11 protein-coding genes are annotated in these 12,867 nt (G+C 28.2%); 2 read left to right on the plus strand and 9 right to left on the minus strand.

Annotated elements, in window-relative coordinates; all coding sequences use genetic code 11:
* Positions 1-28 precede the first annotated feature (28 nt).
* The 9 genes from hypF to CLLT_RS04325 all read right to left on the minus strand — a co-directional run bounded on the left by hypF (position 29) and on the right by CLLT_RS04325 (position 10,824).
* Positions 29-2,227, minus strand: coding sequence for a carbamoyltransferase HypF (hypF, locus tag CLLT_RS04285; protein WP_012661502.1), 2,199 nt, complete (start codon positions 2,225-2,227; stop codon positions 29-31).
* Positions 2,208-3,722, minus strand: coding sequence for a hypothetical protein (locus CLLT_RS04290; RefSeq protein WP_074692104.1), 1,515 nt, complete (start codon positions 3,720-3,722; stop codon positions 2,208-2,210). The genes hypF and CLLT_RS04290 overlap by 20 nt, the downstream gene beginning before the upstream one ends.
* A 76-nt stretch (positions 3,723-3,798) precedes the next feature.
* The gene (locus tag CLLT_RS04295; protein WP_070256914.1) at positions 3,799-4,464 is read right to left on the minus strand and encodes a M48 family metallopeptidase; all 666 of its coding nucleotides are present in this window, start codon (positions 4,462-4,464) and stop codon (positions 3,799-3,801) included.
* A complete protein-coding gene (locus tag CLLT_RS04300; protein ID WP_070256912.1) occupies positions 4,440-5,756 on the minus strand; it encodes an MATE family efflux transporter in 1,317 nt (438 codons plus the stop codon). The genes CLLT_RS04295 and CLLT_RS04300 overlap by 25 nt, the downstream gene beginning before the upstream one ends.
* Positions 5,757-5,836: 80 nt before the next feature.
* Complete coding sequence (locus CLLT_RS04305) at positions 5,837-7,033, minus strand: DUF2920 family protein (protein WP_074692107.1); 1,197 nt, start codon at positions 7,031-7,033, stop codon at positions 5,837-5,839.
* A gap of 56 nt (positions 7,034-7,089) precedes the next feature.
* Positions 7,090-7,830: a phosphate ABC transporter ATP-binding protein PstB gene (gene pstB / locus CLLT_RS04310; protein WP_074692110.1), complete on the minus strand. Its 741-nt coding sequence runs from the start codon at positions 7,828-7,830 to the stop codon at positions 7,090-7,092.
* Positions 7,827-8,915: a phosphate ABC transporter permease PstA gene (gene pstA / locus CLLT_RS04315; protein WP_074692113.1), complete on the minus strand. Its 1,089-nt coding sequence runs from the start codon at positions 8,913-8,915 to the stop codon at positions 7,827-7,829. The genes pstB and pstA overlap by 4 nt, the downstream gene beginning before the upstream one ends.
* Complete coding sequence (gene pstC / locus CLLT_RS04320; protein WP_039668424.1) at positions 8,912-9,826, minus strand: phosphate ABC transporter permease subunit PstC; 915 nt, start codon at positions 9,824-9,826, stop codon at positions 8,912-8,914. Before pstC ends, pstA begins: the two co-directional genes overlap by 4 nt.
* Positions 9,827-9,840: 14 nt before the next feature.
* Positions 9,841-10,824 (minus strand): substrate-binding domain-containing protein, encoded by a 984-nt coding sequence (locus tag CLLT_RS04325; RefSeq protein ID WP_074692116.1) that lies wholly within the window; start codon positions 10,822-10,824, stop codon positions 9,841-9,843.
* An 84-nt stretch (positions 10,825-10,908) separates the two neighbouring features.
* On the opposite strand from CLLT_RS04325, the gene CLLT_RS04330 reads away from it, so the two are divergent.
* Positions 10,909-11,568: a response regulator transcription factor gene (locus tag CLLT_RS04330; RefSeq protein WP_012661512.1), complete on the plus strand. Its 660-nt coding sequence runs from the start codon at positions 10,909-10,911 to the stop codon at positions 11,566-11,568.
* Positions 11,562-12,851 carry a sensor histidine kinase gene (locus tag CLLT_RS04335; RefSeq protein ID WP_234944977.1) on the plus strand — a complete coding sequence of 430 codons (1,290 nt, stop codon included), beginning with the start codon at positions 11,562-11,564 and terminating at the stop codon, positions 12,849-12,851. The genes CLLT_RS04330 and CLLT_RS04335 overlap by 7 nt, the downstream gene beginning before the upstream one ends.
* Positions 12,852-12,867 lie beyond the last annotated feature (16 nt).

Here is a 12,867-nt window from a genome sequence, read left to right on the forward strand (position 1 = left end):
AAAAAGCATTAAAAAAATATGAGTTTTATTAAGTTTTTAAAGATAAATAATGCACAAGTTGTCCAAGCGCAATAGAGCTGTCATTGCAAGGAAATTGTAAGGAAGTTTTATAAGCAAAATTTTTTCGAACTAAAATTTCAAGCAAGGTTTTATTTTGAAATACCCCGCCACATAAAAGCACTTCTTCTTTAAAATCTTTTGAATATTCTATAATTAAATTTGCAATGCCATTAAGCAAACCAGTGCTAATTTTAACCTTATCTTTATCTTCTAAAGCTTGCAAAAAGGCATTTTTAAAGCAAATTTCTTTTTCATAGATATCAAATTTGTAATTATAATCAAGATTTTTATCATAATATTTTTCCATCAAAAGTCCAATTTGTGCTTCATAATCAAGTTTTTGCATATCAAAAGCAAAAGCGCCAAAAGCATCAATAATCCTACCAAGAGAACTCGTATATAAAGAGCTTTGAGTGTGAATTTTTTTAAGATTGTTTAATTTTACTTGAGAAAATTTAGCTAAAAACTCGCTAGCTTTGCTTTCTAAATTAAAATCAAAAATCAAAGCCAAAGCTAAATTTGCAATGTTTTTAATATCTGCATTAATTAGTTTGAAATTTTTAAAATGATTTAGCCTTTCATAGCTTTTTAAATTTGCTCTAAAAATCTCCCCACCCCAAATTTTTCCATCATCTCCATAACCTGTCCCATCAAAAACAAAGGCTAAAACATCATTTTTGTAAATTTTATGTTCAAATAAACAAGCACATAAATGCGCATAGTGGTGTTGCACGCGAAAATTTTTATAATCTTTAAATTCTTTTACATAGTTAAATTGTGGGTGTTTATCGCTTAAAATTTGATCAAAATTTAACTTATAAGAGTTTTGAAAGAAAGTTAAAATTTTAAAAAATCTCTCTTGTATGTCTAAACTTTTCATATCACCTATATAAGGAGAAATAAAAATTTGATTTTTAAAAAAACATGCAAATTCGTTTTTTAACTCACTTCCTAGAGCTAGAATATTTTCTTTTGCATTAAAAATACCTGCTGTATTGATATAAAGTGGGTTAAGACCTCTTGAAGTCCTTAAAAACATTACCTCTTTACCAATAACTTGAGCAATGCTATCATCGCTTGAGTTATATATTGCTCTATCATAATCAAGATAAAAATCAAACACATCGCTAAGTTGCTCTAAAAGTTTTGTTTCTTCATAAATAATGCTTTGTGAGCTTAAATTAGCACTTGTTGCAATGATAGGTTTTTTAAAATGTTCAAAAAGCATTAAATGCGTTCCCATATAAGCTAACATAATACCTATTTTATTAGTATCTGGCGCTAAGCTTTTATGGATATTTTTGCTATTTAAAATAACTATGGGTTTTAAATTTGAAGTTAAAAGTTTTGCCTCAGCTTCATTGATAAAAGCTAATTCTTGAGCCATTTTAAGATCTTTTACCATGATAGCAAAAGGCTTTTTAGGGCGATTTTTGCGTATTCTAAGTTCATTTATAGCATTTTTATTTGTGCTATCACAAATTAAATGAAACCCACCCATACCTTTAAAAGCTATGATTTTACCTTCTTCTAAAAGCTTTGCAAGCAAGATAAAAGCTTTTTCATCTTTGGCTAAAATATTTTGATTTTTATCTTTTAAAAAAATAGTAATTTTACATTTTGGGCATGAAAGTGGCTGGGCATGAAATCGACGATTAGTAGGATCATCATACTCACTTTGACAAAAAGAACACATTTTAAACTCATTCATAGTCGTATTAACTCTATCATATGGAAGTTTTTTTATAATAGAAAATCTTGGCCCGCAATTTGTACAAGTAATGAAAGGGTATTTAAAACGCGGATTTTTCTCATCATAAAATTCATTATAGCAATCCTCACAAAGAGCAAAATCGCTTAAAATCGGGCTAAATTTTTCACTATCTTGTGAAGTACTTATGCTAAATTCATTATAAGTTTTTTGAAGTTTTTTATAAGAAAAATTAAAATCATCTATCCTAGCTAAAGGTGGTAAATTAGCAAAAAGTTTTTCTTTAAAAATTTCTAATTCATCATTGCTACACTCAAGTATTATAACAACACCTAAGCTATTATTATAAACCTCACCTTTTAAATTAAGCTCTTTAGCTATATTAAAAACAAAAGGGCGAAAGCCAACGCCTTGCACTAGCCCTTTAATATGAATTTCATATCCAAAGTGGGACATCACTTAACTTAAAAAATGGTATGTGTTTAAATACATTTTTACTAAGGCTTTTATGCTCAAACAAGCTTCCACTAAGCACGGCACAATCAACTTGCTCTTTAACTTTTAAATCATCAAATAAATCTCTTAAAAAATACGCCAAACTCTCAACAACACCCAAGGCTATGATTTGATTTTCTACTCCAGCAAGCTTAAAGCTCATCACGCTTCTTAAGGTCTTAGTATAATCAAATTCTTTTTGTTCATTAAGTTTAAAATCTATCCTAACACCTTTTGCCATTTTACTCTCATCTGCTAAGGCCAAAAGCGCTAATGCGGCCTTTTGCTCGTCTTTACTAAGCTCTAAAATCATCCCTACCATGCCAAAAAGATTAAAAAAATTATTAGCCGTGTTTAGTTCTTTTCGCACTAAGGTAAATTCTTTTTCATAATTAGCTAGTAATCTTTTAGCAACATCATCTTGACTTATATTTTCATAAAATTCATCAAAGCTTTTTGGTAAATTTAGTTTTAAAAGATTGATTTCTTTATCGAGTAAAATAATATCATCATATTTTTTACTAAGTTCTAAAAGTAAAGGCTTTTTGTCTTTAAAATCAGACAATATACAAGAAATTCTTGCAAAATTTTTATCTTCTTTTTGAAAAATCAAATTTTTAAACTCAGGTAAAATATAATCATAACCCCTGCAAACTACTAGCTCATTTTCGATTAAAGTCACTTCAAAATCATCTTCAAAATGTTCTAGCTTTTTAAAATTTAAAAACTTAATCCCTTCTTTTTCAAGTTCAAAACATAAGGCAAACAAGAAAAGATTATCATATATTTTTATTTTAAAATACTCATGATTTAATTGATGATTTTGTCTAAAAATAGCATTAAATTTAAGCCTCATTAGAGGTTTTTCAACCCCTGCTAAGATTTTAAACTGCTCGTTATTACAGGAAAAAAATGCATTGATATGCTTTGGGTCACTTGGCATTAAAAAATCATCTAATGCTTCATTGAAAATTTCAAAAGCATATATTCCTTTTGAGTTTTTTAAATATATTTTTTCTTTGTTTTTTAATTTTTCTAAGGCTTTTTTTAAATTATCGCAGAAATTTTCTTTAGTAATTTTTATAAAATCTTCTTCTATTTTAAACTCTTCTTCTACAAAAACACCCCATTCATTTTCTAAAAATTCACCATTAGTATAAGCATTTGCATTGAGTCTTGTTAAAAAACTTCTTTTAGTGAAGGTTTTTTCTTTTTTTATAGGTGTAAAATCTTCTTCTATAACTTTTAAGTCAAATTTGTTTAAAAAAACACTGTGACTGATATTTTCTAAATTAGAACAAAAGGCTTGAATTTCATCTTTTTCGCCTTTAACTTTAATGATGATTTTTTCATCTTTTTGCTCATAATCATAAGTAAAATCTTTGGCATAATAATCTAACAAATATTCAAAAATATCGTTTTTAGATTTATAATCAAAAGTAATTTCTAAAAGCAAGTTAAAAACCTTAAAATTAAATTTTTTAAAGCATAAATATAACAATTTTAATTCTAAGGAAAGCTTAAAAATATACTTAAAAAATAAGACTTTTTAGAAAAACTTCTCTTGCTTTGTAATCAGGCATTAATTTATGCAAAAAATCATAAAATTCTTTTTGATGATGTGGGTAGATTAAATGTGTAAGTTCATGCAAAATCACATATTCTATAGCTTTTATAGGTTTTTGTATGAGTTTTAAATTTAAGTTTATATATGCTTTTTGATGATTGCAAGAACCCCATCTTGAAATCATTTCTTTAATACAAATTCTTTGTACCTTTCTCTTGAAGACAAATTGCCATTTTTTTATAAAATACTCAAAAATCACCCTAGCACTACGCCTTAAGAAAAGATCTAAGGACTTTTGATTTTTTGCAAAAATTTTATCATTTTTTATGAGAACTTTTTTATGATTTTCATTAAAAATTAGCTTATATTTTTTACCTAAAAAATACAACTCATTATTTGCTAAAACTACCCTTTTTAAAGAAAGTTCTTTTTCTTTGGCTCTAATCCAGCTTTCATTTTTTTCTAAAAATCTTAAAACATCTCTTTGCTCATAATATAGCGGTATACTAAGCTTGAAATTCAAATCCCTATCTATCCTAAGTCTTAGATATTTAAGTTTTTTCTTTTCAAAAGCAAAACGAAATTCTTTAAATTCTAAAATTCCTTTTATACCAGTGCTTTGCCTTGCCATTTTTTACTTTTCCATCTATATGAATTTACTATACCGCGTAAAAACTCATCTGCACAAAAACCTATCCAAACTCCTAAAATTCCAAGTCCAGCATAAAAACAAAGCACATAACCAACTGGTAAAGAAACTCCAAGCATAAATACCACTCCACTTAAAAACGGAAATCTCGCATCACCACTTGCTCTTAGTGAATTCACCATGACTATATTAAAAGTTCTTGAAATTTCTAAGAAAATTGAAAGAGTAAAAAGTGGTATCATAAGTTCTTTTAAACTCTCTTCAAGCTTTACTACACCCATAGTAAAATCTTGTAAAACATAATTAAGCAAAGCTACAAAAGCACTTGCTACCACGCTAAAATACAAAGCTATCCAAGTATGTTTATAGGCCACATTTAAGTATTTAGCGCCGACTAACTTACCTATGATGATTTCATTTGCTACGCTTATGGCTTGTCCTACTAGCATGATAAGCAAAGAAATTTGAAAATAAATCGTTTGAACGCTTAAATTTTCTTTACCCAAACTTGCTACAAAAGCAAAAGCTATGGTGTATTGTATAAACCATATCAAATGCTCTCCTGCTGCAAAACCACCGATATTAAAAATCTTTTTAAGCACAGATTTTTCAAGGTTTATCATCTCTTTAATTTTAAGATGAATTTTGAGCTTAAAACTAAGTATTGCTATAAGCATGCTAAAGGCTACCAAGCGCCCAAGTATATTACTAAGCCCTACTCCAAAAAGTTCTAGCTTAGTAAAATGCAACACATAAAAATTTCCTATAAATATCACAATATTCATCAATAAGGTAGTAAACATAACCCAATAAGCCATATTATACACCCTAATAATAGCAGCCAAAACTATGCCCATAGCATCAAAAAACAAACAAATTCCAAGCATATGTAAGTAAATTGCACTATCTTTTAAAAGCTCATTTGGAATTTGTAAAAGATAGAGTAAAAACTCTCCATGCCATAAAATCAAACTTCCACACATAAAACCAAGCAAGGCATTTAAAAATAGACTTTGGTGAATTGCCTTTCTTGCTAGAGTGTAATCTTTAGCCCCTAAAGCTTGAGCGATCACTACACTACAACCCACACTTAGAAAACTAAAAATAATGATAAATAAATCTGCTACTTGATTACCCGCACCCATAGCTCCAACTAAAAAGTTAGAATACTGCGAAACCATCACGGTATTAATAATCAAAGAAAAATACCTTAAAAACATTTCAAGTAATATAGGCATACTAAGATGTTTAAGTGAAAGTTGTTTGCTTGCCATAAATGCTCTTTTTATTAATATTTTTTTTGAAAGTAAAAAGTAATTTTACTTAAAAATTACTTTTTATAAAATAAATAATGTTAGTTTGAATTTACTATACTTAAAATAATCTGATTGTTATCTTCTTTAAAAGCATATACTAAATCATCGCATTTATAAGAAATTTCTTTTTTGCAAGTTTTATCTTTTAAAGATTTTTGTAGAATTTGTGGCAAGTGTTTTTTGGTTAAAGTTTTTATCGACATTCCTAATCCATGATTTAAATCTTTAATCAATCTACCATCTATTTGCTTTTCACAATTAATTTCATATAAATAAACATCAAATCCTAATTTATCTAAAAACCCATATAATTCTTTTTTATCTTTAAATGGCGCTATGGTATCATATATACTGTGATAACTAATATAAGGAATTTTTCTATAACTTGATTGAAGTTTTAAATGTTCATAGTTTAAAATATCTCTAATACTTTTTCTTGCATTAGAAAAATAGCAAGAAGAGTATTGATTAGATGTCCAAAAACTTTTAGTAAATAAAAACAAATCAATATTTTTAGAATAATTTATATAAAATTCGCAGTTCTTGGTATAATCGATTTCTTTAGCAAAACCCAAATATGCAAGAGGTGTTAAAGCATAAGAGGAATTATCTATTATACCATCTACAATCCAAGGACTTATTTTAGCGCATAAATTTGCTAAATATCCTCCATGAGAACTGCCAACTAAAATTACTGGTATACCCCCCCCCATATTTTTTTCTACATGCAATATAGCATTAGATATATCTATTGCTTGCATGATGCCAAAATTTTGATACTCATTTTTAGTTGGTTTTAAAGTGGCACTAAGTTGAATTTTATTTTGATTGCGAATTTTATTTGTTGATTTTAATTCAATCATCTGTTGGTCTATGTATTTTAAATCATCATAAGAAAAATCTTTCCATTTTATACCAAAAGCTTTGCATGAATGCTCTAGTATAAATTCATCTATATCATCAAATACTATTTTTGCACCATTATTTAATCTTGAACCAATACAATGATACTCAACACTAAGTACAATTACATCAAAATTATTACAAATGGTTTCAGCTAAATGTCTTCTATAATCGCTATTTGCATCATCTCCAAATCCAGAGATAATACAAACAATAGCTTTCATTTGCTTACTATCATCATAAGTGATTCTGTATTCTAATTTACTTTCTCTTTTTATACCAAGTTCTACATCATCACAAGAATCAATAAAATAAGTTTCATTTTTGAGCATTTATTTTCCAAAATAAAAATTTAACGACATTATATCGTTAAATTTTTAAAAATAAATCACCCAAAAGCTCCACTCAAATAAGCTTTTGTTTTTTCTTCTTTAGGATTTTCAAAAAATTCTTTACTCTCTCCAAATTCCACAAGCTCTCCTAAATGAAAAAACGCAGTGTAATCAGCCACGCGCTTACCTTGTTGCATATTATGTGTTACCATTATCATAGATAAATTATGACTTAGTTCTTTAATAAGTTCTTCTATGACTCCAGAAGATATAGGATCAAGTGCAGAAGTTGGTTCATCTAAAAGTAATAATTTTGGCTTTATGGCCAAAGCTCTTGCTATGCAAAGGCGTTGTTGCTGGCCACCTGAAAGTGCTAGAGCATTTTGTTTTAGTTTATCTTTTACTTCTTCAAAAAGACCCACTTTTTTAAGACAATCTTCTACTAAAGCATCTTCTTCATCTTTATTTTTAATCATCCCATGGAGTTTTGGAGCATAAGAAATATTATCATAAATGCTTTTTACAAAAACATTTGGTTGTTGAAATACCATTCCAACTTTTTTTCTAAGCACAACTAAATCTTGATTTTTAACATCTTTTCCATCAATCTCAACAAGACCATCGATTTTTGCTATTTTGTCATTCATGCGATTAAAGCAACGCAAAAATGTGGATTTTCCGCAACCTGAAGCACCTATTAAAGCTGTGATTTTATTTTTTTGAATTTCCATATTTATATCAAACAAAGCCTGTTTTTTACCATAAAATAAATTTAAATTTGTTGTTTTTGCTATCATTTTAATTTTCCTTGAAAATATCTTCTTAAAAGTATTGCTGCTAAATTTAAAATCACCAAAAGAGATAAAAGCACTATAATCCCTGCTGCTGTTCTTTCTAAAAATGCACGCTCTGGCATAGCTGACCATGAAAAAATTTGAGCAGGTAAAACACTTGTTGGCGCAAAAACACTATTTGCCACATCGGGTATAAAAGCTATCATACCTATAATCATCAAAGGTGCAGTTTCGCCAATAGCCCCCGCTAGAGTTAAAATAGAACCTGTTAATATCATAGGCATTGCCAAAGGCAGCATAATGCCTTTTATCATTTGAATTTTAGTCATACCTAAAGCATATGCAGCATTTTTCATATTAATATCTACACTTTTTAAGGCAGCTTTAGTTGAAACAATAATAATAGGCAAACTCATAATAGCCAAAGTAAGTCCCCCAACCAAAGCACTAGAACGAGGCATGCCAAAAAGATTAATAAACACTCCAAGACCTAAAAGTCCAAATAAAATACTAGGAATGCTAGCTAGATTATTTATGCATACTTCTATAAAATGCGTAAATACATTTTGCGGGGCAAATTCTTCTAAATAAATAGCAGCTCCAACTCCTATTGGGATACTAACGGCCATACATACTAACATTACAAGCAAAGTTCCAATCACAGAAGCAAAGATTCCTGAATTTTCAGGTGATTTAGAGTCTCCATTAAGAAAAAAATTTGTATTAAAACTTAGTTTGATTTCTTGCTTTTGAACTAATTCATCAACTAATTTTTTTTGCTCATCGCTTAGTTTATTGTAGTTTTTTTTCATATATTGATCAACTTCAGAATTTGCTAAAAGCCAAGATTTTTCTTTTATTTGACCCGTTCTTATTTTCCTCTGTTCAGCGCGTGATAAAAGCTCATATGAAGGGCTATTTCTATCAGCTTGAGTATAAATGTAAGTTTGCTTAAAAGCTCCTATCCCAAGATACCCTACACTTGATAAAAAAACACAAAGAAAAATAAGGTTTATATAAAGCCCTATTTTACAAAATCTTTTGAAATTTTTTGAAGCTTTTTTTCTTTGTTTAAAAAGTTTTTTCATAAATTTTTCCTTTTATGGAAGCGATTTATCAAATAAACGCTAAAAATATTAATGATTAATGTAATAATAAAAAGCACAAGCCCTAAAGAAAATGCACTTAAAGCTAAAGAACTATCAAAAGCTTGATCACCACTTAATGCCTCTACTATCTTAACAGTAACCGTTGTCATATCTTCTAAAAAATTCATTGTTAAATTTGGACGCAATGAAGCAGCCATGACAACAATCATCGTTTCACCTAAAGCTCTTGAAAGCCCTAAGAGACAAGCTGCAACTATGCCTGGCATTGCTTCTGGTAAAATTACTGCAAATACAACTTCTTTTTTAGTCATACCTAAAGCATAAGCTCCATTTATCCTTTTTGAACTTACAGCTTCAATGCAATCTTGCGAGAGTGAAGCCACTATAGGAACTATCATAATACCCATGATAAAACCTGCACCCAAAGCACTTTGAAAACTAGCTTTGATACCAAAAAGAGAAAAAAACCACACTATAAAAGGAGCTACAACTATGGCTGCGAAAAATCCAAAAACTACAGTAGGAATTCCTGCTATGATTTCTAAAATAGGTTTTAAATAGTTTTTAGATTTTTTACCTGCAAATACTCCAAGATAAATAGCACACATTACACCTAAAGGTAAGGCTGTTAGCATTGCTATTAGTGAAATATAAAAAGTTCCCCAAAATAAACTCAAAGCACCAAAAACACCATGCTTACTACTTCCATCAGCACCTACAAATGCAGCATCTGCTGCCCACTGGCTTGAAAACAAAAAAGTAAATACGCTTTCTTTTTGAAAAAATTTTAAAGCCTCGATTAAAATTGTTAGCATAATAGCAAAGCTTACTACTACGCTAACAAAAGCACAAAGAAAAAGCGTTAATTTTATTATTTTTTCTTTTATCAATTTTTCATCCTAAATCAAAAAACTTTCCCTGCTTTAACAAGCTCATCAGTTAATAAACCTTTTTCTTCTATATGTTTTTGGGTTTGTTTTAAAGTTTTTTCATCTAAAGGAACTAATCCTATTTTTTCTAATTCTGCTCCGCTTTTAGCTAAATCATCACTCATATAAATTTTTGCAAATTCAAATACTTCTGGATTTTTCTTAGCATTCATGTATATAAACAAAGAACGAGCTAGTTTATATTTTCCCTCAGATATATTTTTTTCATCAGCTTTTACACCATCAATGTAGGCAGCATTAATCTTATCATCATTACTAGCTAAAAATCCGTATCCAAAAAGCCCAAAAGATTCTTTATCAACAGAAAGTTTTGAAACGATTAAATTATCATTTTCTCCGCTTGGTATAAATGCTCCATCTTGGCGTATAGTTTTATACACACCTTTATATTCAGGAATTTTTTTAGAAATATCTACCATTACAAGCTCTTCTATGCTATCTCTTGTTCCTGAACTCGATGGTGGTCCATAGATTGTAATTTTTCTATTTGGTAGATTTTTATTGATTTGTTGCCAATTTGTATAAGGATTTGGAATTAATTTTCCATCTTGTGGAATTTCTTTAGCCAAAGCCAAAAATAACTCTTGCATGCTTATATTTAACGGGGCATTGATTTTATTTTGTGCTAAAACTATACCATCATAACCTATCATAATCCCGACTATATCACTCACGCCTGATTTTTTACAAGTTTCAAATTCACTTGGCTTGATAGCTCTTGAAGCATTTGAAATATCAGTAATTCCCTCGCAAAAAACTTTAAAACCACCACCTGTGCCAAGACTTTCAACTATAGGTGTTTTTGTATTTTTTATAGAAGCATACTCTTCAGCAACAAAAGAAGTAAAAGGATACACCGTTGATGAACCTGCTATTTTTAATTCTGCTGCGTTTAAACTAACAAAGCAAGCCACACTTAAAGCCAAAAGTTTTTTCATTTTTTCTCCTTAGTTAAAAAGTAATGAAAATTTAAAAAAACTTGGAAACATTTTGGATACATATATTTTTTGATATAATTTTATATGCTAAATGTTATTTTGATAGAAGATGATAAAGACTTAAATGAATTAATCACACTAAGACTTAGCCAAGAAAATATAAAAATTTATAGTTATTTTGATTCTTTTGACTTAGAAAATTTTCTAGATACCAACGAAATAGATTTAATCATCATGGATAGAAATTTGCCAAGTGGCGATAGTGTTGAGATGATAAAACAATTAAGAAAAAAAGGCTATATGGAGCCTGTGATTTTTCTTAGTGCAAAGACTTTACAAAAAGATATTTTAGAAGGTTTTAAACAAGGCTGTGATGATTATATATGCAAACCTTTTGATTTTAATGAGCTTTTATTTAGAATTAAAGCTGTAACTAAAAGAAATAAAACTCCAAAAGAACAAATTTCTTATCAAGATTTTACCTTATACTTAGAAGAGAGAAAACTAACCTATAAAACAAATACTTTTGAAAATTTATCAACCTTAGATGTAGAACTACTCAAGTGTTTTTTTAATCACAAAAATCAACTTCTAAGTCGTCAATTTTTAAGTGAGCAAGTATGGAAAAATGACACAACAAGCGACAAGACAATCAATACGGCTATTTTAAGATTAAAACAAAAAATTCCACAAATTAAAGAAAATATCATTTCAGTGCGCTCGGTGGGTTATAAATTGTGCTAAAAATAAAAACATTTTTCCTTTTTATGCTTGGATTTTTTTGTATTGTTTTTTTTGTATTGTTTTATTTTTTCAATGAAAGCTATATCAATACTACAGTAAAAAACACTTATGAGCAAAAATTAAAAACACTCAATGATGTTTTACAATTTCAGTTATTAGATACACTAAATTCTAACAATATCAAGCAATTTGCTCAAAACACCAGAGCAGATTATATCATCAAACAAGATGATGAAATTTTTTCATCGTTAAAAGATTATTCTTATTTTTTAAATCATTTTAAGTCTAATTTTACCCATGATTTTTATAAGCAAAAAGAAATTTACTTTAAAGCTTATACTTATAAAAACTATCAATACATCATCATTGTATATCCTAAAATACACTCTTTGGTGCAAAATTTTTGGATTAAAAATATCATTATTTTTTCTTTCTTTTTGCTTATACTTGTTGTGTTTTATTTTATTGTATTTAATTTTTTTAAAATTTATTTTCAAGAATTATTATTGTTTGTTAAAAACATCAAATCAAATTCTAATTTCACCACAAGTTATAATTTTTTTTATGAATTAAAAAATTTAAATTTACGCTTATTAAAAATTAAAAAATTACTCATCAAGCAAGAATTAAAAAACAAAAAACAAGCTAAAAAAATTCAAACCAAAAATACTCAACTAAGCAATATAATCAGCGCTATATCGCATGAAATTAAAAACCCTATAAGCGTTATAGATTTGAGCTTACAATCTTTAAAAGAAACTAATGATGAAAATATGAAATTATTTTTACTTGAAAAAATTCACAAACAAAGCATAAAAATCAACCAACTAACACACAAACTCAATTTTGTTTTTAATCTTAATTTTAATTCTTTAAATTTAGAAAAATTTGACTTATATGCTTTGAGTGAAAATTTATTAGAAAGCTTTAGAGAAGATAGGTTGAAAATTCAAGGTCAAACAAGCTTTGTCAAGGCGGATAAATTTCTCATAGAACAAGTCATCATTAATCTAATAGACAATGCCTTAAAATACAGCAAAAAAGAAGTATTAATCATTGTAAAAAATCAAAATTTTACTATCATAGATCAAGGTATAGGCATAGAAGAAAAACACCTTAAATTTATAACAAAAAAATTCTACAAAGCAAACTCAACACAAAATAACTCTTTTGGACTAGGATTGTTTTTAGTTAAAAAAATACTTTCTTTACACAAAAGCTCTTTAAAAATCCAATCCACCCCACAAAAAGGTAGCACTTTTTCTTTTGGTATTAATTTATAATTTTTATGAATACACT

Source organism: Campylobacter lari subsp. lari (assembly GCF_013372185.1).
Lineage (GTDB): Bacteria > Campylobacterota > Campylobacteria > Campylobacterales > Campylobacteraceae > Campylobacter_D > Campylobacter_D lari.

Bases quoted from the DNA above. Each gene is read 5' to 3' on its own strand.
- CLLT_RS04300 (WP_070256912.1), bottom strand. From the start codon at position 5,756: ATGGCAAGCAAACAACTTTCACTTAAACATCTTAGTATGCCTATATTA.
- pstA (WP_074692113.1), bottom strand. From the start codon at position 8,915: ATGAAAAAACTTTTTAAACAAAGAAAAAAAGCTTCAAAAAATTTCAAA.
- CLLT_RS04295 (WP_070256914.1), bottom strand. From the start codon at position 4,464: ATGGCAAGGCAAAGCACTGGTATAAAAGGAATTTTAGAATTTAAAGAA.
- pstB (WP_074692110.1), bottom strand. From the start codon at position 7,830: ATGATAGCAAAAACAACAAATTTAAATTTATTTTATGGTAAAAAACAG.
- hypF (WP_012661502.1), bottom strand. From the start codon at position 2,227: ATGTCCCACTTTGGATATGAAATTCATATTAAAGGGCTAGTGCAAGGC.
- CLLT_RS04330 (WP_012661512.1), top strand. From the start codon at position 10,909: ATGCTAAATGTTATTTTGATAGAAGATGATAAAGACTTAAATGAATTA.
- CLLT_RS04325 (WP_074692116.1), bottom strand. From the start codon at position 10,824: ATGAAAAAACTTTTGGCTTTAAGTGTGGCTTGCTTTGTTAGTTTAAAC.
- CLLT_RS04305 (WP_074692107.1), bottom strand. From the start codon at position 7,033: ATGCTCAAAAATGAAACTTATTTTATTGATTCTTGTGATGATGTAGAA.